Origin of the sequence: Acinetobacter sp. BMW17 (assembly GCF_001592855.1) — a bacterium.
In the GTDB taxonomy this organism is placed as follows: Bacteria; Pseudomonadota; Gammaproteobacteria; order Pseudomonadales; family Moraxellaceae; genus Acinetobacter; species Acinetobacter johnsonii.
Map to the genome: position 1 here is coordinate 72,665 of NZ_LSOD01000007.1, position 21,455 is coordinate 94,119.

Sequence of the window (21,455 nt, forward strand, 5' to 3'; positions counted from 1 at the left end):
CTCGTTTTAATTATCATCTTCATCAAATAATGATTCGTAATAGGTTGGAATAAGTAAGGTGGATTCTTCGTCTTCTGCTTTTTTAATTCCTGAGATTGGAATAATATTGTCTGTAACCTTCGCATTTTGTGAGCTTTGGATTTGGGTAGATTTCTTTAAATCCTCCCTTTCTTCAGTTATTGCCTGATTACGGTTATTCCGTATCGATGAAAGACGTTGAGCATTACTTTTTTGAGTAGAAGGTCTTGAGGAAATTGCTTTTTCAATGATATCTTCATTGCGTTGTTCTAAATCAGCACGTGCAAGATTTGCATTTATTTTGTAGCGAGATCGTGTTATTTTTTGCTCAAGTTGAACTTGCCAGACCTCCCAAAAACTACAACCTCTAAATTCTCTAGAACGATTTGAAAGTTGTGCTTCCCAATAATCTGAATGATCTTCAGAATGAAATATATAAACTTTTTCAGCGTTCGCTGGATCGTAAGCAACTTTAAATTTCGGCCTTTGTCTTGAAGCACTTTTCCTGTGGAGCAAGCCGCGTTCAATGAGTTCTTTACAATTATAGAATACTCCGAAAACCTTTAATCCTAGCTCAGAGAGGGTGCCATCTGTGCGGGGAAGTAGTGCAATATAAATCGCTTTTTCTGATGCTGAGCGCAATTTACCTGTTCGATTCTGTATGCCCCAATTCCATAAATGAATAGGAATGCAAGGTAAATCTGTTGGCATATCAATGTCGCGATCATAAGAAGAAAGTTCATGTGTGTTGTTGTAAATAAGAACAGAATTTAAAATGATCTGGGTAAATTCCTTAACAGTGAGTGTTGCATCTAGTCGGTAGTCTTTACCACCACGTTTTTTTTCTTTGATTGCTTGAACTACACCAGGTGCATAAGGTTTAAATTCAGCCTGGATAGTGCGGAAATAGCGCTCTACAATTGACTTTAAATCACCACGATAAGCAGGTGTGTTTTCAATTCGGATGGCAAAGTTCTTTTCGAGATTCTCAATTTGATGTCCAAGTAATTCGGCTCTATCTGCCAGTATTGCCTCAGGTAATCCAATACATGGCCAATCGTTAAAAGTAATCTCATGATCAAATTTTTTACAATAATCGACCTTATCAGACATCGCCATACGAAGAACTAACATACTCGTAGCATAAGATGGATTTTCTAGTCCTACGTACATGCCAGTAACCATACGGCTAAATTCATCCATCATAAAGTAAATGGTTGGACGTCCAATAATGCAGCCTCTATCTGAGTCAGAAACAAGATAGATATCAGCTATCGTAGCATCTACTTGGTAACGAGATCCTGGTCCGAGAACATGTGTATTAACTGTTGAATATAAAACTCTTTTGTCTTTTAAATATTCAATTTTACTAGTTCGTGATTTTATTTTTAGAATAGGACTATATTCACGATCATAAAAGTATTTTAATTGCCAGATTGATGGGACTTCAGTTTCAATAATGTCTGGATATAGGCTTTGATATATACTAAGAAACTTACGATATGTGTAGGGTAGAGTATGCTTGTTTTCATTGAGCATGTACTGATTGATGACTCTCCTAAATAGTCTTTCAATATCTTCATCAATAAGAGCACCTGTCCCTTCAGAAATAATACGAGGGCGACCTAATTTTTTATTATTTACAGCCTTTTTAACACCTTTTCCTCCAGAATTATAATACTGAGGGATTAAGGCATTGGGAGTCATTCCTCTTTGCCAATACTGGCGAAGTAAGCGATATATAGTCTGTTTAGTGGTAATCTTTTGATTTACAATTTCATTAATCAAAGAGGCACGGATGTTTGAATCATAAAATTTTTCATGTTCAATTATAGGTTTTATAATAGCTAAATTCTTGTCACGTTTGATTTGATAGACAGAGTTTTCTTCTAATACCAGCAAAGACATGTCTTCAAAAGGATCTGTAGTAATTTTTATGTTGCCCGATTCAATTGCCTCGATGAGTGTGGGTCTTGTATACAATTCCGGTAAAGCTTTTTGATTTTCAAGCTCGATCCAAATTATATGATCTGTATATACTTTGAGGATGCGATACTTTTTCTCATCACACTCATAAACATCATTAATTCGAAGCATTGCAGATGACCTCCCATGAATCTTGTTCACTGAGTTTTATATTGCCACATGTGATTTTTCTATAACTAATGTTGATATCAAATACGAAGTACCTCTGAGCAATGAGCTCGCGGATTTCTAATAGTGATTCTCCTGGTTCTAATGTATATTGAACATCAATATATTTTGATAGTTCAATTAGACTCAGATGAGAATTTCTTATAAATTGCTGATAATAGAAGTTGATTTTATCTGAAGTATGATTTTTACTTTCTGAGTAATTTGCAGGATATAACCATTTAATGTTGTCAACGACCGTTATAGGGATATCTTTTTCTGTAACAAGATACCAAGGGATATTTTCTTTCTGCCAGTAGCGTCTTTCTAATTCGAGACTTTCAAGAATATTTAAATTTTCTAATTCAGTATGAGAAATAGCTCTGATGACATAAACAGGGGGAGCATTAGCAGCTTCACTGAGAATAAAAAATGTAGAAACTAGGGTTTGTGCAATACCATTTTTCATTGGATGATAAAGGGAAAAAGTACGCGCCAAATCCTCAGTTTCTTTTAAATTCAGTGGCATTTGTTCTCGAATATCTTTGATAAAAATATTTCTATCTAAAATCAAAAAAACAGCGAGCTCTAAATCTGAAAACAAGTGATGAGTTCGACCGGTTTTATAGCCATATACTCGACTTGAGCGCTTGTTTAGGGATTTATTATCCTTAACTGTCAAGAAGGGTTTGTAGGTATTTAGAAAGCCTTGACCACGTCCTTCTTTTATCCATTTTAGTTGTTGCTCTTTGGTTAACATATTTTTTTAACCTGCTTTAGTATGTTTTTGAGCATATCATTAGGTTGTTTATTGTTCAATATGGTATGTATCTTTATTACTTTTTATTTATGATTTATATTTTTTGTTTGATATTTTTTATTTAAGTTATTGATATTTATGTTTTAATTTTATTTGTTTTTGAGTTTATAGTTCATGTTTTTAATTGTTCATCTTAATATGAAAAATTTAAAAAAATAAAGTTTCATTCTTTATTTTTGAAAGTATGACTTTTAATCCCAGTGAAAACTCTAGAATAAAATGAGCTGCTATTGAGTTGTTTGGTAGCCAAAAGATTAATTTACCTAGGGCTTTACATCAATCAGCTTAAGAAAAACTAACTTTTCCTCATTATTCTTTCACAATTAAACGCTATTCATTAAGAGGCGATCAGTGGGAACCAATTAAGGATCTGTTACCTCAACGAGCGGGTACTGTTGGAGTTGTCGCCAAAGATAACCGATTATTTGTTGAGGTAGTGCTATCTTTTGGGGATTTCACTTAGGGACTTACCAGAACACTTTTGTTGATCTTAGAGTCATACATACTTGGCGTGTGGCAAAGAGTTTTTGAAGTACTATCTCATGATAATGCCATGCTGGACTCAACCATTGTGCACGCTCATCAACACAGTGCCGGAAAAAGATCAAGTGATCGGACGTGGTAAAGGTGGCTTAAGCATCTGGTATGTTCCCATTTGATACAAACTTAATTATAAAATGCAAACATTAAATTCAAATTTTTTATTATCTTATTTTATTATTATATAAAAGCAATAAAGTACCATACTGTGTTATATGTAAGTGTTTTATTTTATTGATATTAAATTTAAATGATATTTATTAAAGTATCATACTATGCTCAAAAAATAATCCAAGTATAATTCTATTAAAATAAAAAAGTTTCATACCAATATTTCAAGATACTGAAAATAATAAATATATTTTCTTTTTCTGAAAATTGGTATGAAACTTTATTGCCAAGTATTATTGTTTATTACCTAGTATGTAACTTTATTACTCAAAAACAACAGAAGTCAGCCCTTTAAAAGTTATTATTCAACAGTTACAGATTTAGCTAAGTTTCGAGGCTGATCGACATCGGTTCCTCGAAGTACAGCAACATGATAGGACAAGAGCTGTACGGGAACGCTATAAACAATCGGAGCCAATACAGGGCTGATGCTTGGCACATAGACCACATGCTGGCGGTCTTTGGCTTTAATGCCGCTATTTTCATCGGCAAAGACAAAGAGCTCGCCGCCACGCGCTTGGACTTCTTCCATATTGGATTTGAGCTTATCGAGCATGTCATCTTGCGGTGCGAGAATGACCACAGGCATCTCATTATCAACTAAAGCAAGTGGACCATGTTTAAGTTCGCCAGCGGCATAGCCTTCTGCATGAATATAAGAAATTTCTTTCAGTTTCAATGCGCCCTCAAGTGCGATTGGGAAGTGAGTTCCACGACCAAGGAACAAGCAATGTTGTTTCTCTACAAACAGTTCAGAGAGGCGGAGAATCTCAGCATCATTTCGCAAAGTATCTAAAATGACTTTAGGTAAGTGCCAAAGCCCAGCGGTAATCTCAGCCACTTGTTGGGTGGAGATACGATTTTTAATCGTCCCCATTTTGAGTACCAATAACATGAGCGCTGCAAGCTGTGTGGTAAATGCTTTGGTGGATGCAACACCAATTTCAGGACCTGCCAGAGTTAATAAGCTATGGTTGGTTTCACGTACCATGGACGATGTTGCGACATTGCAAATGGTCATCGTAATGATGTCTAAGCTTTTTGCTGTAGCACGCTTTTGAGTATCACGTAGTGCAGCCAAGGTATCTGCCGTTTCACCAGACTGAGAAATACAGACGTATAGGGTATTGTTGACAATCACTGGCGTGCGATAGCGAAATTCACTCGCGATTTCCACTTGGCAAGGTAAATCAATTAGTTGTTCAAACCAATATTTTGCAATCATACCCGCATGGTAACTGGTACCACAGGCAATGATTTGGATTTGCTGAATTTTCGACAAATCGGAAACAGCATTGGCAAGAAAGTCTTCACGCAGTGCATTGCCATTTAAGGCTTGAGAAATGGTTTGTTGAATCGCTTCGGGTTGCTCATAAATTTCTTTGAGCATGTAGTGCTTATATTCACCTTTAGATGCGGTGCTCACAGTCGCATCTAACTCTTTCACAGGACGTTGAACCAATTGACCAGCGACAAAGACTTCGATGCTATTGCGGGTTAAACGTGCAATATCACCTTCTTCAAGGTAAATAAAGCGGTTGGTGATTGGCAGTAAAGCCAATTGATCTGAACTGATGAAGTTTTCACCAATGCCGACACCAATGACCAAAGGTGAACCTTCACGCACGGTAATGAGCTCGTCTGGATGGTCAGTATGTACGATACCCAGTGCATAGGCCCCTTTGAGCTGTGGTACAACTTGCTGCACAGCTTCCAGCAAGCTTGGGGTTGACTTCAGTGCATCATGAATGAGATGTGCAACGACTTCAGTATCGGTCTGTGAGGTAAATACATAGCCTAAAGCTTCAAGATCATCTTTGAGTTCTTGATAGTTTTCAATAATGCCGTTATGGACTACTGCAACATTGCCTGAAATATGCGGATGTGCATTATCTTCAGTGGGTTTACCATGGGTTGCCCAACGGGTGTGTGCAATTCCTAGTGAACCAATAATCTGGGATTCTTCTACTGCAGCATCGAGATTGGCAACTTTGCCCACGCGACGCTCACGTAGAACACGACCTTGATTGACCAACGCTAAGCCTGCTGAATCATAGCCACGATATTCAAGGCGCTTTAAACCTTCGATGAGGATATTACTAATATTACGTTCTGCAACGCCACCGACGATACCACACATAACAAATTCCTCTTATTTCTTGATCTTTTGCGGACGTTGGTAGTTTTCTTTCGTAAACTGCTTAGAACGTTCTACCGCTAAACTATTTTCTTCGACATCGCGGGTGATGGTGGAGCCAGCCCCGACAGTTGCGCCGTTGCCAATGGTGACTGGAGCAACCAAAGCACTATTTGAACCAATGAAGGCATGATCGCCAATGATGGTTTTAAATTTGTTTGCACCATCATAGTTACAGGTAATGGTCCCTGCACCAATGTTAGAGCCACTGCCAACTTCAGCATCACCCAAATAAGTAAAGTGGTTGGCTTTAGACCCGACACCGACCGTTGAGTTTTTGACTTCCACAAAGTTGCCAATATGTACCTTAGCCGCGAGTTTGGCACCTGGGCGTAAGCGGGCAAAAGGCCCAATCTGTGCATCTTCACCGACCATAGCATTATCAAAGAGGCTATACGGCTGAACTTTTGTACCTGCTGCGATCTTGGTATTTTTGATGATACAACCTGCACCAATTTCTACATGGTCGCCGAATTCACATTCGCCTTCAACAATCACATTGATGTCGATCCGTACGTCCTGTCCAACGGTTAAATGTCCACGCAGGTCAAAGCGACTTGGATCAATCAGATGGACACCTTGCTGCATCAACTTTTTGGCTTGGTCTATTTGGAATTGACGTTCTAATGCGGCGAGCTGAATACGATCATTCACTCCTTCAACTTCGAAGGCTTGTTCAGGCTCAACCGATGCGACTTGCATCCCATCGGCTAAGGCCATTGCAACGATATCCGTGAGGTAGTATTCGCCTTGCGCATTGTTATTGCTGAGTTTGGGTAACCATTCGTGCAATTTGGCATTGCTCACACAGTAAATGCCGGTATTAAACTCTTTGATTTGGCGCTGTTGCTCTGTTGCATCTTTATGTTCAACAATCGCCTGAATCTGACCATTCTCACGGACAATACGACCATAGCCTGTTGCATCATCCACAGTGAGTGTGACTAAGCCGATACCAGTTTGGCTCGATGCATCTAATAGTTTTTGTAGCGTATTCTGGCTAATGCAAGGCACATCACCAGAGAGAATGAGGGAAATACCATCTTGAGGTAAAACGGGCAGGGTCATTTGTACCGCATGCCCAGTACCGAGTTGTTCTGCTTGTTCAACCCATTTAATGTCTTGATCTGCAAAAGCTGATTGAACCCGATCGCCACCGTGACCATAGATCGTAATGATGTTTTCAGCGTGGATTTTTTTTGCTGTTTCAATCACATGACCGAGTAAAGGACGCCCTGCAAGTGGTTGTAGCACTTTGGGTAACGTCGAACGCATACGCGTTCCTTTACCTGCAGCAAGAATAATAACAGTCGTTGACATGTTCTAATCCTAAAAATGGCCTAAGCCACGGTGAAATAAAAATAAAGCCCAATACAAAGTGCAGCCCAAAGACCAGCAATAATGTCATCAAGCATGATGCCGAAACCACCCTCGACTTTTTGGTCAATGACGCGAATTGGCCAAGGTTTCCACACATCAAAAATACGAAATAAAACAAAACCCAGCAGTAGCCAGAGCCAATTCATTTGCCCTAAATATAGAACAGGTAAAAAGGTGATGGACTGGCCAGCAAACTCATCCCATACAATACGCCCATCATCATGTACGCCCATCACTTTGGCGGTATGCCCACAGATATAAATACCAATGAGAGACATGAGGAATATGGCAATAATGGTGTTGGATAAGCCAATTGCAAGCCAAATCGGGACGAACAGCAGTGCAAAGGCTGAACCAAAGGTACCTGGTGCTTTGGGTGCTAACCCTGAGCCAAACCCTACACCGCAAAACACGATGAAACGGTCATACCAAGACATCTGACGAAAGAGGATAGGAGGCTTATGCAAAGTGTTGATATCCATTAAATTGCAAGGAGTGGTCTAAGCCATTTTGTTGAAAACGCAGACCACTTTCGGCATCAATTTTTCCAATGATACTGATGCTGCTATGGTTTTGTTGTTGCAAAAGTTTTTCATAATTCTGCGGACTTATTGTAAAGCATAATTCATAGTCATCGCCACCCGCCAAAGCATATTGCCATTGTTGTTCTCGTGTTAAATCTTGTAGCGTGGTGTTGATGGGCAATTGATCAAGTTGTAGGGTCGCGCCTACATGGGATGCTTTTAAAATATGACCGAGATCTTGTGCTAAGCCATCGGACACATCAATCATGCTGTGCGCTAAGCCTTTGAGTGCCTGACCCAGTTCACAGCGTGGGGTGGGGTAGTCCAAACGTTGTTGCAGAGGGTGGCCTAAGTGTTGCAAGGCAAAAGCCGCATCACCGACCGTACCACTGACACAAATCAAATCACCCACTTGAGCGGCAGAGCGAGTAACGGCTTGACCGATATCGACCCAGCCCAGTGCAGTCACGGAAATGGTGAGATGTGGGCTTTGGGTGGTGTCTCCACCAATTAAACTCACGCCAAATTGATCACAGCAATCATATAACCCCTGACTAAAACCTTTAAGCCAGTCATGATCAATTTGGGGTAAGCTCAAGGCCAGTAAAATACTCTGAGGTTTCGCGCCCATTGCGGCGATATCAGATAAATTGACCGCGACAGATTTCCAGCCAATCGCATGTGGGCTAGTATCAAGCGGGAAGTGACGTCCAGCAACCAGAGTATCGGCACAAATGACCAATTGTTGCTGCGGTGGTGGGGTGAGCAAGGCTGAGTCGTCACCGACGCCTAAATCGACAGAATGAGGGCTCTTACGATTAAAATAGGTATCAATGATCGAAAACTCAGCCATACAACAAATCTACTACTGTGAGTTCGCTTGTTGCTTTTCTGCTGCACGTAAAGTTGTTGCTAAACGATCTAATACACCATTGATGTATTTATGGCTGTCTGCACCGCCAAAATGTTTAGCAAGCTCGATCGCTTCGTCTAAAACCACGCGATATGGAATTTCAAGATGTTCCTTGAGTTCATATGCGCCTAAACGAAGGGTCGCAAGTTCAACGCCGTCAAGCGCAGAAACTTCGCGATCAAGCACAGGGATTAAGAGCGCATCCAATGCTTCATGATTGGCAACCACTTGGGTTAACAATTCATGATAATAGCTCAGATCCACTTTGTGCATGGCATTTTCCACACGCGTACGTGCTTCGATCTCATGGACTGGATTGTGGCTCATTTGCCATTCGTAAATTCCTTGTACAGCAAAGCGACGTGCTTTACGTTTTGCTGCATAAGTTGCTTGCAATGTTTGCGACATAGCGTTAAATAGCCTTTAACAAGTTAACCATTTCAATTGCAGTAAGAGCAGCTTCGCCGCCTTTATTACCTGCTTTTGTACCCGAGCGTTCAATCGCTTGTTCAATACTATCCGTAGTCAATACACCATTAATCACTGGAAGACCAGATTCTAGGCCAACCACGCCTAAACCTTTGGCACATTCACCTGCAACAAAGTCGAAGTGAGGTGTGCTACCACGAATCACAGCACCCAGTGCAATGATGGCATCGAAGCGTTCAGACGCCACTAATTTTTTAGCCACGACAGGAAGTTCCCACGCGCCTGGTGCATGAACAACAGTGATATTATCCTCTGATACACCATGACGTTTCAATGTATCAATTGCACCTTCTAATAGATGTTCGACAACAAAACTATTAAAACGACCCACTAAAATCGCATAACGACCTTCGCTAGCGAGATGTAACATACCTTCAATACGGCGAATTGCCATAGCAACCTCGATGATTTTTTAAGTTGTTTGATGTGCGGTGATATATTCCACCACTTCTAAATTAAACCCAGAAAGTGCATTAAAGCGTAAAGGTGAGCTCAAAAGCTTCATCTTTTCTACGCCTAAATCACGTAAAATTTGTGCGCCCACCCCAATGGTTTGGTACTGCTGAGATAAAGCAGCATTGGATTTGGTTGGTTTTGGTGCTGTAAGGCTGTCTAGCGCTGGGCCTAAGTCTTGTAAATGACGCTGACCAATCCAGACTAAAACACCCCGATCGCTGCTTGCGATTTCTTGCAGGGCCTTGTCGAGATTCCATGCTGGCTCACCGTCTTTTTTGTTGAGCTTGAGCAGGTCGCGAACAGGGTTGAAACCATGGACACGAACGGTGGTTACCCCTTCTTTTGGTTCACCTTTCACCAAAGCCAAGTGAATATCTGGATTGCCTAATTCACGGTAACGGTATAAGTCAAACGTCCCATATTCGGTATCAATGCTTTGCTGATCAATCCGTTCAACCGTTTGCTCATTGGTCATACGATAGTGGATCAGATCCGCGATGGTACCAATTTTTAAACCATGCTTTTCAGCAAAAATTTCAAGATCGGCACGACGCGCCATCGTGCCATCTTCATTGATGATTTCACAGATGACCGATGCAGGCTCTAGACCCGCTAGGCGAGATAAATCACAACCTGCTTCGGTATGACCTGCGCGGTGTAGAACGCCGCCAGGCTGCGCCATCAAGGGGAAAATATGCCCAGGTTGAACGATGTCTGATGGTTTGGCATGTGCTGCTACAGCCGTTTGAATGGTATGCGCACGTTCTGCAGGTGAAATCCCTGTAGAAATCCCTTCTGCCGCTTCAATGGAGAGCGTGAAGTTAGTGCCATGTTGTGCGCCATTGGCATCGACCATCAATGGAAGATTCAATTGTTTACAGCGATCACGGCTGAGCGTTAAGCACACCAAACCACGTGCGTGGGTGATCATAAAGTTGATGTCTTCTGCGCGAACATGGGTCGCTGCGATAACTAAATCACCTTCATTTTCACGATCTTCGTCATCCATCAGGATGACCATTTTACCTGCACGGATATCTGCAACTAGCTCTTCAACGGTATTGAGCGGCATCAACCTTCACCTTCATCGTTGTCGCCATGGACGACATATCATTTGTTTTCATTGGCACATAGTTTAAGCTTTTTTCAGGCTTTTGCCTATGTGCGAATCATTTCCTTGAGTCGTCCATTGTTATACACAGTCAGTCCCAGCTTGAAAAGATGCCTTTATTTTAAAAAGCTGAAATGTGCCTAGTCTTTAAGCGATTGAAAAGCATAAAAAAGAACAATCTTATCGAAAATAAGGCAATCGACGTAGTAAATAAGGGGTCTAGACAAATGTTGTGCTAGGGGCGGCGTGTAGTTGAGCGTTGGAGTACCTTCTTTTTTGAATTTGACCATCAGGTTCAGTTTTAGCAGGGCACTGCAACTAATGAATCAGGCCGGGGTGGATATTTGCGTTCACTCATCGGGTGGAGGATGAGTCAAAAAATATTGAATATGCCGTAGTGAATAATCAGACGATTCGTCATCTATTTTTGATTTGTACTATAATTCTTCTTTTTTTAATCCTCTGGATTATTTCTTCTGTGATGTCCTTACTTGCTCAATATTTTGCACGGCAACAATTTTGCGTATTGGTTGAATACTTAAGCGCACACCAAGCCCAGTGGTCTGTCAAAACTGAATTTTCAGGCTTTCCTGCGGCTATGACGCTGGCCGATCGGGTGCATGCAGATGACGATGAAGCTCCTTTGCAAGTCGCCAAACAGTATCCACAAGAGATTGAAAAAGTCATTCACTTTTCTGGGAAGGCACGGGATATACAAGACTTTGAGCAGTTTTTGCAAGATGCAAAAACACAGGGTCAAAAGAACCTGTTGCTCTTAACAGGCGATAAATTAAAACAGCACCACTACAGCCATTACTTAGAGCCACGGACACGTTATTTGGAGTCTGTGAATGCTGTCATGGAAGCCAAACGCCAAGGTGGTTTTCATATTGGTGTCGCGTTTAACCCGTTTAAATATGCGGAAGCGGAAAAAGAGGCGCAATATCTGAAACTGCATAAAAAGATGAAAGCAGGGGCTGATTATGTGATTACCCAATTGGGCTATGACATGGCTGCTTTACAGGATGCGCATGCATTTTTAGTGCAACATCAGTATGCGCAGAAAATCTTAGCCTGCGTCATGCCACTGACGTTGGCACGGGCCAAGTTTATGCTGAAACATAAAGTGGCCGGCATTGTGATCACCCCGCATATATTGAAGGTGTTGCAGCAGGAAAAAGAACAGGGTTTAAGTGATCGCGTTTATGTGCGCTGCGCATTACAGATTCTAATGTGTCGACATTTGGGTTTTGCGGGGGTGCATTTATCGGCTTGCCATCAGCCTGAAGAGCAAGTATTGCTAGAAGGCTATATTGAAGAATATCGACACTTGAGTTTTGCTGAGTGTGAACGACTTTGGAATTCGCATTGGCAGGTGCAAACCGGTACAGAGTTTCATCCAAAGCTGGCTTATTATTCACGGCCTGCGACTTCAAGTCAGATCATTAAATACCAACATCTGCATCTGATGCATGATGCTTTATTTGAATCTAAATTGGCTAAAGGCGTGGGGCGGTTTATTTTTAATTTCAATGTATGGGATCGCTCGCGTGCCAAACAAGCATTACTGAAAACAGAACATTTGAGTAAACATGTGGTGGTGGGCTGTGAGAGTTGTGGTCAATGCCGTTTAGGCGAGACTCTGTATATTTGCCCTGAAACTTGCCCCAAAGGCTTGGCCAATGGGCCCTGTGGTGGAACCAGCTTAGACCGCTGTGAATTTGGTGACCGTGAATGCATTCACTCCGTCAAAGCACGCTTAGCCAAAGCCGTTGGACAAACCAAGATCTTAAAAGAAAAGCTGATTCCGACCGTGTCGATTGCGGTGCGTGGAACCAGCTCTTGGAAAAATTGGTATGTGGAGGCTGCTGGCTGAAATCAGCTGTCCTGATCCATGGCATTGGAATAGAACTTTTGTCCGAGTTTGATGCGTTCACGGCCTTGGCTCATGCGCCAACGGTTGCTATCCCGCAGTGAATACACACAGCCGCAGTACTCTTGTTGATAAAACTCTTCACGTTTGCTGATGTCCAGCATGCGTACCGCACCGCCATGTTTGCGCCAGTTGTAGTCCCAGTAGTGAATGCCTGCATAATGTGAAGCAGAACGGTGGCCACACTCGTTGATCTGCTGTATATTCTTCCAACGGGAAATGCCGAGAGAGCTGCTGATTAGGCTAAAGCCGTGTTCTGCTGCATATAATGCCGTCCGTTCAAAACGCATATCAAAACACATGGTGCAACGAATGCCTTTCTCTGGTTCATTTTCCATACCTTTGGCACGTGCAAACCAGTTATCTGTGTCGTAATCACAGTCAATAAATGGAATGTGATGTTTTTCTGCGAAGCGGATATTTTCTTCTTTACGAATCAGATATTCCTTTACAGGATGAATGTTGGGATTATAGAAAAAGATAGAAAAATCGATACCCGATTCAATCAGGGTTTCCATGACTTCACCTGAGCAAGGCGCACAGCAGGAATGCAAGAGCAGTTTGTCATGACCTGTGGGGAGGGTAAGTTTCTGACGTTCGAGCTTCGACATATTGAATGATTTTTAGCTATTTAAACCAGACAGTTTAAAACGTCTAACGAGCGGATCAACGGCGATTGGATGAAGAATTCTCAGGATGAGCTGATGAATTTTCATGATTAAAATCGACTTTGGTAGATGATTAAGACCTGCTTTGAGCGCTGTAGATGAGTAGAGAGAGAACATTTGAGAGGTCCAAACTTGCATAATGGAGCGAGATTCGTCATCATTTACACAAAGGGTGTTTAACAGTTGTGTTAGATAGGTATTCGTTGAAGGCGGGCCACTTCAACAGCATGAAAGAGAGTATCTAGCTGTGCTTCATTTTTTTACTACGCCTTCCAATAAGGAATTAGAGTGTCGTCATAACTTTCAGTATGAGACCGATATGCGTTTGATCCAACGCTGTAAATTCCTTGAAGATCAAGATGAGAAAAAAGCCATTCAACATCTTTTAAAAGAACGGGGTTATACCAAAGCTGAGATTTTAAAGCTCACCATTGATGGTTAAATCTAAGACTTAAAAAAAGCTTCCTATTTTGGAAGCTTTTTCGTTTTTACATGTTCTGTTTGGCTTCTCATCAGTTTGAGAGACAAGTGACTTTGATTCGATATTTACATAATGCTTCACGTGGAACATAAAAAAGCCCGAAGACTAGGGTTGTGAGAAGTTCTGTTGTCAGCACGTTATGCTTTTTCAGCGCTTTAGCCTGCTCAATTTGGATAGAAGATCAGAATCATCAGTTCTCAATATTTGAACTGAATTTAACTCAGGTACAAGAGCATACTGCTTGCTGTAAAATGATTTCGCTATATCAACGTAGAGATATCACAAGAGTTCGATGCATAGCCACGAGTTAAATAGGACCGTTGGTGGGCTGGATTCGGTCGTTGTACCTCTCAAAAACTGAAGGGATCACGCTTCAACCTAGGCATGACCAAGAGATAGTCTTAAAAGTCATCCACAGTTATAAAAGAAAGCCTTACTTCGATTAGCGCTCATGCACGGATCATGAAGATTATGAATTTAAATGCTTAAATTTTTCATTTTCTGTAAATTGGGCGAATATTTTCGTTGTGGATCATAAATATTAAAGTGAAATAAACTAATTAAGTATAAATTAAGATGAAAAAAAATAATCAAATGTCGCTTTTATAGGTTAAGCTATATCGTATTCATCAAGATTAAAAAATTGGGCCGCGCCAGATGTTAGAACTCCGCCATTTAAAAACCTTAACCGCTTTAAGAGAGCATGGCTCATTGGTGGCTGCTGCAGGAGACCTATGCTTAACGCCTTCAGCTTTGTCGCACCAGTTGCGTGAGTTAGACCAGTGGTTTGGGGTGGAGGTGGTGAACCGTCGTAGCCGTCCCGTTAGCTTTTCTAATGTTGGCCAGCGTTTATTAAAACTGGCTGATGAAGTATTGCCGCAGGTACAAATTGCGCAAAGCGACATCACCCGTATTGTGCATGGTCAAACTGGACGCATTACTTTTTCCTCAGAGTGTCATAGCTGTTTCGATTGGTTAATGCCGTTGTTAAATCAATATCGCCAACAGTATCCCGATGTTGATCTGGACTTTGCTTCAGGTTTTGAGGCCAATCCGCATGAGTTATTGCAGACAGGTGAATTTGATTTATTGATTACGGCCGACCCGATTGCGTTAAAAGGGGTGGAGTATTTCCCGATTTTTGAGTATGAATCGCGTTTGGTTCTATCCAACACCCATCCTTTGGTTCGTGCTAAAGATATTACTGTGCAAGAACTTGCAGAAGAAACCTTGGTGACCTATCCAGTAGATAAGCACCGTTTAGATATTATGTCGCGTCTGTTTATTCCGGCCAATATTCTGCCGAAACAGATCCGTACCACCGACCTCACCCAAATGCTGATTCAGCTGGTGGCAAGTGGACGTGGCATTGGGGCATTACCCGATTGGGTGGTGAACGAATATGAACAAAAGGGTTGGGTGACTTCGCGTCGTTTGGACTGCGTAGCGCCTGAAGGTTTGCGTCGTACCCTCTATGCAGGCTATCGCACTGAGGAAAAAGAGAAGGATTATTTCGAAGGCTTTTTAAAACAATTGGATAAATTTGCCAAAAAAAGAACGCAATATTACCTCTAGTCGCTCTTGTTTTATGGAGGAGGATCACTGTTGCTGTATCCTCCTTTTTTGAACCCGTCAGCGCTTGTTATTTTTTGTGAAAAATGTGGCTCAGTGCTATAATTGCGCGCCTGATAATTTATCAACTTTTAAACACTGATCATGATGATGCAACTCCACGTATCCCGCTTGAATATGAGCTTGGTTGATCAAGAATTATCAGCTATAGAACACATTCCTGCGATGCAACGCCGACGCTTATCGCGTCTGGCAAAGCTGGCTTTGAATAGCGCAATGCAGACTTTAGACACCCACAATGTTGATTATATTGTTTGGGTGTCGCAATATGGCGATGAATCAAAAACACTAAATATTTTAGAAGATGTATTAAGCGAGCAAACGCCCTCACCGACTCAATTTTCAATCTCGGTACATAATGCAATTTCAGGCTTATATTCCATTTTATGTCAGGATGCGACACCTGCGACCAGTTTGGCGGGTTCGTGGAATGATGGGTTGATTGAAGCCTATGCGTGGTTAAAAACAAGGCTAGAAGCCTGTCAGGTTTTGCTGGTGTATTATGATGAAGCCTTGCCTGAAATGTATATCGAGCATCAGCCATTTTCTGCTTTTGCGATGGGAGCGATGATTTCATTAGCGCCTGCAAATTTGATACTGACGCCAAAGCATACGAGTGCAACGCCAGCCTATCAGCAAGCTTTAGCATTTAACACGTTTTGGACTAATCCTGATCAAACTGAATCTGAAGCGTGGACGAAATGCTGAACTTAAACCGAATCAAGCAAAAAGCCAACTATGTCTGGCGCGTTGGAGCGACAGGATTTAGCTTTGCGAGCTTTGGCTTAGGCGGCGTGGCGATTGGTGGTTTGATTGCACCTCTGGTCAAGCTGAGCTCAGCAGATCTTGGGCTTCGCAAGCAGCGCACCCAAAAGGTGATTAAGCACAGTTTTAAAGGTTTCACCGAAATGATGGTGAAACTGGGCATTATGACCTATACGGTTGAAGGTTTAGAGAAATTACAAAACAGTCAACAAGAGTTGGTCATTGCCAATCATCCGACACTGATTGACGTGGTGATTTTAATTGGTTTAATGGAACAAGCAAACTGCGTGGTTAAGCAGGCGCTGTGGTCGAATCCATTTACCAAAGGTCCTGTGCAAAGTGCGGGTTATATTTTAAATGCAGGTTCCGAACAATTTATTCAGGACTGCGTACAAAAATTACAGCAAGATCATGCGGCGTCCTTATTGATCTTTCCTGAAGGGACGCGAACAGCAAAAGGTGAGCAGCTAAACGACTTTCAGCGTGGTGCGGCCAATATTGCCCTGCGTGCCGGTGTGCCGATTCGCCCTGTACTGATTAGCTGCACGCCATCGACCCTGACCAAAAATGAAAAGTGGTATCACATTCCAGAACAGCCTTTTCATATCCATGTGAAAGTGTTGGATGCGATCCGAGTGGAAGACGTATTGGATGATGTAACGGTCAATCCCAAAAATGTGCGTCAATTAAATCAACAATTACAGTGGTTTTTTAACCAAGAGTTATCCGTAAATGAGCAATCTTGCTGATGAATTAAAGCAAATGATTATTGATGTCCTCGCCCTTGAAGACATCCGTATTGAAGATATTGATACAGACGCACCTTTGTTTGGTGATGGTCTGGGTTTGGACTCGATTGATGCTTTAGAACTGGGTTTGGCATTGAAAAAGCGCTATGGCATTCATCTAAATGCAGAGTCTGCAGAAACCAAAGAACATTTTAAATCAATTCAAAGCTTAGTGGCTTTGGTTGAAGCACAGAAAACAGCATAAGAGGTTGCTATGCTTGCACAAGAAACCGTGTTAGAAAAATTACGTGAGTGGATGGAAGAGCTGTTTGAAATTGCGCCTGAAGATGTGCAGTTAGAATCAAACCTAGCTTCAGACCTCGATGTTGACAGTATTGATGCCATTGATTTGGTCGTAAAAATTAAAGAGCTGACAGGCAAGCAAGTCAATCCTGAAGACTTTAAAAATGTGCGTACCGTTCAAGATGTGGTGGTCGTGATTCAGAATATGTCGGCTGCATGAACAACATTTTAAAAGGGATAGCAGGGGTCGGATTGATCCTCTATCCTTTTTTTGTGGCTTATGCTTTAGCGCATGGACAGTATGTTTGGGTCAGTGCGGTATTGATTGCACTGGGCATCTTGCGTCTATTCAGTAAGGGCAATACTTTGCTGTGGCCATTGACAGGTTTTGCCATTTTATGTGGCGGGTTGAGTTTGATTTTAAAAGATCATGCGTGGCTTAAACTCTATCCTGTCTTTATGAGTCTCGGGGCGCTATTTATTTTTGCCAACACCTTGATTCGACCGCCTTCGATGATTGAACGTTTTGCACGTTTGGCAGAGCCTAATTTGCCCGAAGAAGGGGTAGAATGGACCCGTCAAGTGACCAAAGTTTGGTGTGGGTTTTTCTGCATCAATGCGGTCCTTGCCCTGATCACTGTTTTCTTTGCACCAATGAAGATTTGGGTGCTGTATAACGGCTTGATCTCTTATGTCTTGATGGGTGGACTGTTGCTGGGTGAGTTTGTGTTGCGCAAACGCCAGCAGCGGCTGCATCAGGCACAGAAATAACAGCGTTTCCGTCAGGGCAGTTGAAACAGCGGCCTCGAACTATAGCGATTAGAAATACGGTTTTAAAAAACAAATTTTATGTCTTGTCATTTTCAGCAGCATCTTCATTCATCGCGTCCCCTGTGTATTCAGGCGGACTCAAGTTTCGTTTCCTTTCACACTTTTTGGTTGGATGTGGCTGAACAGGCTGCGCAAATTCAGCCGTTGGAACAGCCTGTATGGGCGCTTTGGCAAGAAGACAGTTACGAGTTTTTAGTGTTGTTGTTTGCGGCCTTGCAAGCAGGCAAGCAAGTGCTATTGCCGCCGCATCGGGTCAGCGACTTAGAAAAAGAATTGGCTGGGCAGCAGATTTATTTTTTAAAACGGTTGCCGTCGACAGTAGCGTCAACCTTCGAGCTTCAATTTGATGCCGCCTTTTTCAATCAGGCGCAGCTGTATTTTTATACTTCGGGTTCAACTGGGCAGCCGAAAAAGATTCCGCGCACCCTGCAACAACTGTTTAATGAAGTTTGTGGTTTAGAAGCTAGTTTTGATTTGCCTGAGCAGGCGGTTGCGATTGCTACGGTGAGTCATCAACATATTTATGGTTTGTTGTTTAAGCTGTTGTGGCCCTTAGCCAGTGGGCGCAGTTTCTATCAAAAACAACTGGCTTTTCCTGAGGATGTGGTCGATCTTCAAAAGAAAATTGCCCATGTGCAGCTGCCGAATTATCTGATTTCCAGCCCCGCTTTGTTGAAGCGCTGGACCACAGATGTGGTATTGCAAGACTGTTATAGGGTCTATTCCTCTGGCGGAAAGTTGGATGCCGGCGTGCGTCCTTTGCTGAACCGTCCGATTACGGAAGTGTTTGGTAGTTCTGAAACAGGCGGCATCGCTCACCGTCAGGCGGATGATGCGCTATGGACCCCCTTTGCTAATGTCGAAATTCAGTGCGCCGAGCAGCAAGAGTTAGCCGTTAAAACTAATCATGCTTTTAGCGCGGATTGGATTTTAACTGGGGATCAAGTGCAGGTTGCAGATGTACAGAATCCCAAAAGTCCATTTCAGTTATTGGGGCGTTTGGATCGCATTGTCAAACTCGAAGAAAAGCGTTTAAGTCTGGATGCAATAGAAGCGAAAATCGCTGAGTTGGTCGAAATACAGCAGTGCCATGTTTTAATTCATGAAAAAGAACAGCGTCAGATGTTAGCGGTGGTAGCGGTGCTGACCGAGGATGCAAGGGTGTTGCTCACCGAAAAGGGCAAAGCTGTAATTACCGCACAATTGAAAAAAAAATTACAACAAAAACTGGAAAGTATTGCGATTCCGCGGCAGTGGCGGTTTTTAACGCAAATGCCACAAAATGCACAATCGAAGCTGAATAAACAGTATTTAAAATCACTCTTTCAACCGATGACGTTGCCTGTGGTATTGACGCAGCAATCTCAGGATATGCAGGTCAGTTATGCTTTGGAATTTATTCCTGAGCTGGAGTGCTTTAAAGGACATTTCCCGAATTTCCCGATTTATCCGGGCGTAGGGCAAATTGGATTTATTCAACATTTTGCCAAACAAAACTGGGCGGATTTACTGTGGTGCAATGGTTTTGAGCAGTTAAAATTTCAAGGACTGATTCAACCCTATCAAACGGTGGAACTGGTGCTCAGCCGTAAAGCGCATAAGGTCAGTTTTGAGCTGAAAAATCATGACAAAATATTGGCATCAGGACGTTTGCTGTTTGCTGTCCCTTCAAACGTTTAAGCTGAGAGACAAAATGAAACACTGCTTTGTGATTCCTGTGTATAACCATCCGCATTATTTGGCTGCGTTATTGTCACATTTAAACTCTTTTGAGTTACCGATTATTATGGTGAATGATGGCAGTGATACTGCTTGTACGGCAGTGTTACATCAGCTCGCGCATGACTACCCTAGGGTCGATTTGGTTGAACATACCCACAATCAAGGTAAGGGGCAGGCGGTGACCACTGGGCTAAAGCATGCTTATCAATGGGGTTATAGCCATGCCTTGCAATTAGATGCCGATGGACAACATGACTGGCAGGATGTGCAACGCTTTTTAGACACATCTATCCAGCACCCCAAAGCCATGATTATTGGTCAGCCGATCTTTGATGCGACTGTTCCGAAAAAACGTCTCTATGGCCGCTATGCAACGCATATTTGGGTGTGGATTAACAGCCTGTCTTTTGACATTAAAGACAGCATGTGTGGCTTTCGTGTTTATCCTTTGGCACAGACAGTGAACATTCTAAACACAGCCAAATTTCAACCGCGGATGGGTTTTGACTCGGAAATTTTGGTGCGTTTGAAATGGGACAATGTGCCGTTTATCAATCTGCCTACGCATGTGATTTACCCTGAAGGCGGCATTTCACATTTCGATGTTTGGCGTGACAATCTGGGCATGGCGCGCGCGCATAGCCGCTTATTGGGTGGCATGCTGCTACGTTTCCCCAAACTGATTTATCAGAAAGTCAAAGGCTAAGGCGGTCAGAGAAGCATATGCAGAAATGGAGCGCCGTGAAAGAGCGGGGCGGGATGTTACCGCTGATGCTGATGCTGGGTTTCTACCGTTTAGGTGGGCGCTGGTTGTGCCGAGTCATCTTGTACTTTGTGATTTTATGGTATTGGCTCTTTTCCAATACCGCGCGTCAGGCTTCCCTGTTGTACTTAAAAAAACTACATCATTTTGCAGGTGCGCAGTCGCCGTTTCAGGCTGAGCCGCAGCTTTGGCACAGCTATACGCATTTGATGCAATTTGGCGAATGTATTTTAGATAAAATTGAGGGCTGGCTCGGGCATATTCCTGAGCAGAACTTAAAGCTGCATGGTCATGCGCACTTTCGTTCGCACTATCAAAAAGGTGCGGTAATTGTGGTGTCGCATTTTGGCAATATTGAATTGCTTCGCGCCATCAAAGCAGAGCATCCGCAGAAAATTAATGTGTTGGTCTATCAAAAACATGCCACCAAATTCAATGAATTTTTAAAAAAACTGAATGAACATGCCGATGTTAATTTGGTTTCGGTGGATGAGCTAGGAATCGAAACAGCACTGATTTTGCAGAATAAATTGGATCAGGGTGAATGGGTGATTGTGGCAGCAGACCGCGTACCCGTGCAGTCGGATCGGGTACAATCGGTTGCTTTTCTGGGTGAGCAAGCGCTGTGGCCTCAGGGTGCATGGATTTTGGCCAGTTTATTAAAAGCCCCAGTGTTGGCGGTGTTTTGCTATCGAGTTAATACACATTTTGAAGTGCATATTCATCAAGTGGCGGAGCAGTTAAATTGGCCACGTAAAGAGCGTTTACAGGCCATGCAACAGACCACACGACAGTATGTGGAACTGTTGGAACAGCATTGCATACGCGCGCCCTATCAATGGTTTAATTTTTATAATTTTTGGAATAAAGGATAAGT

General features: G+C 42.4%; 21 protein-coding genes and 1 pseudogene. 12 read left to right on the forward strand and 10 right to left on the reverse strand.

Annotation, left to right across the window (positions count from 1 at the left end):
• Nucleotides 1–6 precede the first annotated feature (6 nt).
• Nucleotides 7–2,115, reverse strand: coding sequence for a Mu transposase C-terminal domain-containing protein (locus tag AXW61_RS01315; protein ID WP_062031632.1), 2,109 nt, complete (start codon nt 2,113–2,115; stop codon nt 7–9).
• Nucleotides 2,102–2,911, reverse strand: a complete 810-nt coding sequence (locus AXW61_RS01320) for a heteromeric transposase endonuclease subunit TnsA (RefSeq protein ID WP_062031635.1) — start codon at nt 2,909–2,911, stop codon at nt 2,102–2,104. The genes AXW61_RS01315 and AXW61_RS01320 overlap by 14 nt, the downstream gene beginning before the upstream one ends.
• A gap of 382 nt (nt 2,912–3,293) precedes the next feature.
• Here AXW61_RS01320 and AXW61_RS17730 point away from each other — a divergent pair.
• A pseudogene (locus tag AXW61_RS17730) lies at nt 3,294–3,609 on the forward strand (IS5/IS1182 family transposase); the annotation flags it as partial.
• A 374-nt stretch (nt 3,610–3,983) separates the two neighbouring features.
• Here the strand turns inward: AXW61_RS17730 and glmS are convergent.
• The 7 genes from glmS to ribBA are packed head-to-tail and all read right to left on the reverse strand — an operon-like array spanning nt 3,984 to nt 10,713.
• Entirely contained in the window at nt 3,984–5,822 is a 1,839-nt protein-coding gene (gene glmS, locus AXW61_RS01325; protein ID WP_062031637.1) for a glutamine--fructose-6-phosphate transaminase (isomerizing), read from the reverse strand.
• A gap of 12 nt (nt 5,823–5,834) precedes the next feature.
• Nucleotides 5,835–7,199, reverse strand: a complete 1,365-nt coding sequence (gene glmU, locus AXW61_RS01330; protein WP_062031640.1) for a bifunctional UDP-N-acetylglucosamine diphosphorylase/glucosamine-1-phosphate N-acetyltransferase GlmU — start codon at nt 7,197–7,199, stop codon at nt 5,835–5,837.
• A gap of 20 nt (nt 7,200–7,219) precedes the next feature.
• Nucleotides 7,220–7,741: a phosphatidylglycerophosphatase A gene (locus tag AXW61_RS01335; protein ID WP_062031642.1), complete on the reverse strand. Its 522-nt coding sequence runs from the start codon at nt 7,739–7,741 to the stop codon at nt 7,220–7,222.
• Nucleotides 7,719–8,636 carry a thiamine-phosphate kinase gene (thiL, locus tag AXW61_RS01340; protein ID WP_062031645.1) on the reverse strand — a complete coding sequence of 306 codons (918 nt, stop codon included), beginning with the start codon at nt 8,634–8,636 and terminating at the stop codon, nt 7,719–7,721. Before thiL ends, AXW61_RS01335 begins: the two co-directional genes overlap by 23 nt.
• Before the next feature lie 12 nt (nt 8,637–8,648).
• Nucleotides 8,649–9,104: a transcription antitermination factor NusB gene (nusB, locus tag AXW61_RS01345; RefSeq protein ID WP_004983920.1), complete on the reverse strand. Its 456-nt coding sequence runs from the start codon at nt 9,102–9,104 to the stop codon at nt 8,649–8,651.
• 4 nt (nt 9,105–9,108) lie between these two features.
• On the reverse strand, nt 9,109–9,579 hold the full coding sequence (gene ribE, locus AXW61_RS01350; RefSeq protein ID WP_004684294.1) for a 6,7-dimethyl-8-ribityllumazine synthase: 471 nt from the start codon (nt 9,577–9,579) through the stop codon (nt 9,109–9,111).
• 18 nt (nt 9,580–9,597) lie between these two features.
• Entirely contained in the window at nt 9,598–10,713 is a 1,116-nt protein-coding gene (ribBA, locus tag AXW61_RS01355; RefSeq protein ID WP_004983924.1) for a bifunctional 3,4-dihydroxy-2-butanone-4-phosphate synthase/GTP cyclohydrolase II, read from the reverse strand.
• A 520-nt stretch (nt 10,714–11,233) separates the two neighbouring features.
• Here ribBA and AXW61_RS01360 point away from each other — a divergent pair.
• Entirely contained in the window at nt 11,234–12,628 is a 1,395-nt protein-coding gene (locus tag AXW61_RS01360; RefSeq protein WP_062031648.1) for a methylenetetrahydrofolate reductase C-terminal domain-containing protein, read from the forward strand.
• 2 nt (nt 12,629–12,630) lie between these two features.
• Here the strand turns inward: AXW61_RS01360 and AXW61_RS01365 are convergent, their stop codons facing one another.
• Entirely contained in the window at nt 12,631–13,296 is a 666-nt protein-coding gene (locus AXW61_RS01365; protein WP_081408242.1) for an epoxyqueuosine reductase QueH, read from the reverse strand.
• A 376-nt stretch (nt 13,297–13,672) separates the two neighbouring features.
• On the opposite strand from AXW61_RS01365, the gene AXW61_RS17875 reads away from it, so the two are divergent.
• The 10 genes from AXW61_RS17875 to AXW61_RS01410 all read left to right on the forward strand — a co-directional run bounded on the left by AXW61_RS17875 (nt 13,673) and on the right by AXW61_RS01410 (nt 21,453).
• The gene (locus AXW61_RS17875; protein ID WP_004684300.1) at nt 13,673–13,795 is read left to right on the forward strand and encodes a hypothetical protein; all 123 of its coding nucleotides are present in this window, start codon (nt 13,673–13,675) and stop codon (nt 13,793–13,795) included.
• A 696-nt stretch (nt 13,796–14,491) separates the two neighbouring features.
• Entirely contained in the window at nt 14,492–15,409 is a 918-nt protein-coding gene (locus AXW61_RS01370) for a LysR family transcriptional regulator (RefSeq protein ID WP_004983930.1), read from the forward strand.
• Nucleotides 15,410–15,553: 144 nt separating this feature from the next.
• Nucleotides 15,554–16,174 carry a beta-ketoacyl synthase chain length factor gene (locus AXW61_RS01375; RefSeq protein WP_062031787.1) on the forward strand — a complete coding sequence of 207 codons (621 nt, stop codon included), beginning with the start codon at nt 15,554–15,556 and terminating at the stop codon, nt 16,172–16,174.
• Nucleotides 16,168–16,980: a lysophospholipid acyltransferase family protein gene (locus AXW61_RS01380; RefSeq protein WP_062031653.1), complete on the forward strand. Its 813-nt coding sequence runs from the start codon at nt 16,168–16,170 to the stop codon at nt 16,978–16,980. Before AXW61_RS01375 ends, AXW61_RS01380 begins: the two co-directional genes overlap by 7 nt.
• Nucleotides 16,964–17,224 (forward strand): phosphopantetheine-binding protein, encoded by a 261-nt coding sequence (locus AXW61_RS01385; protein ID WP_005012584.1) that lies wholly within the window; start codon nt 16,964–16,966, stop codon nt 17,222–17,224. Before AXW61_RS01380 ends, AXW61_RS01385 begins: the two co-directional genes overlap by 17 nt.
• Nucleotides 17,225–17,233: 9 nt before the next feature.
• Nucleotides 17,234–17,482: an acyl carrier protein gene (locus AXW61_RS01390; protein WP_005012586.1), complete on the forward strand. Its 249-nt coding sequence runs from the start codon at nt 17,234–17,236 to the stop codon at nt 17,480–17,482.
• Nucleotides 17,479–18,033: a septation protein IspZ gene (locus AXW61_RS01395; RefSeq protein WP_062031656.1), complete on the forward strand. Its 555-nt coding sequence runs from the start codon at nt 17,479–17,481 to the stop codon at nt 18,031–18,033. The genes AXW61_RS01390 and AXW61_RS01395 overlap by 4 nt, the downstream gene beginning before the upstream one ends.
• A 78-nt stretch (nt 18,034–18,111) precedes the next feature.
• Nucleotides 18,112–19,773: an AMP-binding protein gene (locus tag AXW61_RS01400; RefSeq protein WP_062031658.1), complete on the forward strand. Its 1,662-nt coding sequence runs from the start codon at nt 18,112–18,114 to the stop codon at nt 19,771–19,773.
• A gap of 13 nt (nt 19,774–19,786) precedes the next feature.
• Nucleotides 19,787–20,521: a glycosyltransferase family 2 protein gene (locus AXW61_RS01405; RefSeq protein ID WP_062031661.1), complete on the forward strand. Its 735-nt coding sequence runs from the start codon at nt 19,787–19,789 to the stop codon at nt 20,519–20,521.
• A 17-nt stretch (nt 20,522–20,538) separates the two neighbouring features.
• Nucleotides 20,539–21,453 carry an acyltransferase gene (locus AXW61_RS01410; protein ID WP_062031663.1) on the forward strand — a complete coding sequence of 305 codons (915 nt, stop codon included), beginning with the start codon at nt 20,539–20,541 and terminating at the stop codon, nt 21,451–21,453.
• The last annotated feature ends 2 nt before the right edge of the window (nt 21,454–21,455 follow it).

What these genes read in the sequence shown, in the direction of transcription:
- AXW61_RS01315 (WP_062031632.1), bottom strand. Translation starts at nt 2,115, where the DNA reads ATGCTTCGAATTAATGATGTTTATGAGTGTGATGAGAAAAAGTATCGC.
- AXW61_RS01320 (WP_062031635.1), bottom strand. Translation starts at nt 2,911, where the DNA reads ATGTTAACCAAAGAGCAACAACTAAAATGGATAAAAGAAGGACGTGGT.
- glmS (WP_062031637.1), bottom strand. Translation starts at nt 5,822, where the DNA reads ATGTGTGGTATCGTCGGTGGCGTTGCAGAACGTAATATTAGTAATATC.
- glmU (WP_062031640.1), bottom strand. Translation starts at nt 7,199, where the DNA reads ATGTCAACGACTGTTATTATTCTTGCTGCAGGTAAAGGAACGCGTATG.
- AXW61_RS01335 (WP_062031642.1), bottom strand. Translation starts at nt 7,741, where the DNA reads ATGGATATCAACACTTTGCATAAGCCTCCTATCCTCTTTCGTCAGATG.
- thiL (WP_062031645.1), bottom strand. Translation starts at nt 8,636, where the DNA reads ATGGCTGAGTTTTCGATCATTGATACCTATTTTAATCGTAAGAGCCCT.
- nusB (WP_004983920.1), bottom strand. Translation starts at nt 9,104, where the DNA reads ATGTCGCAAACATTGCAAGCAACTTATGCAGCAAAACGTAAAGCACGT.
- ribE (WP_004684294.1), bottom strand. Translation starts at nt 9,579, where the DNA reads ATGGCAATTCGCCGTATTGAAGGTATGTTACATCTCGCTAGCGAAGGT.
- ribBA (WP_004983924.1), bottom strand. Translation starts at nt 10,713, where the DNA reads ATGCCGCTCAATACCGTTGAAGAGCTAGTTGCAGATATCCGTGCAGGT.
- AXW61_RS01360 (WP_062031648.1), top strand. Translation starts at nt 11,234, where the DNA reads ATGTCCTTACTTGCTCAATATTTTGCACGGCAACAATTTTGCGTATTG.
- AXW61_RS01365 (WP_081408242.1), bottom strand. Translation starts at nt 13,296, where the DNA reads ATGTCGAAGCTCGAACGTCAGAAACTTACCCTCCCCACAGGTCATGAC.
- AXW61_RS17875 (WP_004684300.1), top strand. Translation starts at nt 13,673, where the DNA reads ATGCGTTTGATCCAACGCTGTAAATTCCTTGAAGATCAAGATGAGAAA.
- AXW61_RS01370 (WP_004983930.1), top strand. Translation starts at nt 14,492, where the DNA reads ATGTTAGAACTCCGCCATTTAAAAACCTTAACCGCTTTAAGAGAGCAT.
- AXW61_RS01375 (WP_062031787.1), top strand. Translation starts at nt 15,554, where the DNA reads ATGATGCAACTCCACGTATCCCGCTTGAATATGAGCTTGGTTGATCAA.
- AXW61_RS01380 (WP_062031653.1), top strand. Translation starts at nt 16,168, where the DNA reads ATGCTGAACTTAAACCGAATCAAGCAAAAAGCCAACTATGTCTGGCGC.
- AXW61_RS01385 (WP_005012584.1), top strand. Translation starts at nt 16,964, where the DNA reads ATGAGCAATCTTGCTGATGAATTAAAGCAAATGATTATTGATGTCCTC.
- AXW61_RS01390 (WP_005012586.1), top strand. Translation starts at nt 17,234, where the DNA reads ATGCTTGCACAAGAAACCGTGTTAGAAAAATTACGTGAGTGGATGGAA.
- AXW61_RS01395 (WP_062031656.1), top strand. Translation starts at nt 17,479, where the DNA reads ATGAACAACATTTTAAAAGGGATAGCAGGGGTCGGATTGATCCTCTAT.
- AXW61_RS01400 (WP_062031658.1), top strand. Translation starts at nt 18,112, where the DNA reads ATGTCTTGTCATTTTCAGCAGCATCTTCATTCATCGCGTCCCCTGTGT.
- AXW61_RS01405 (WP_062031661.1), top strand. Translation starts at nt 19,787, where the DNA reads ATGAAACACTGCTTTGTGATTCCTGTGTATAACCATCCGCATTATTTG.
- AXW61_RS01410 (WP_062031663.1), top strand. Translation starts at nt 20,539, where the DNA reads ATGCAGAAATGGAGCGCCGTGAAAGAGCGGGGCGGGATGTTACCGCTG.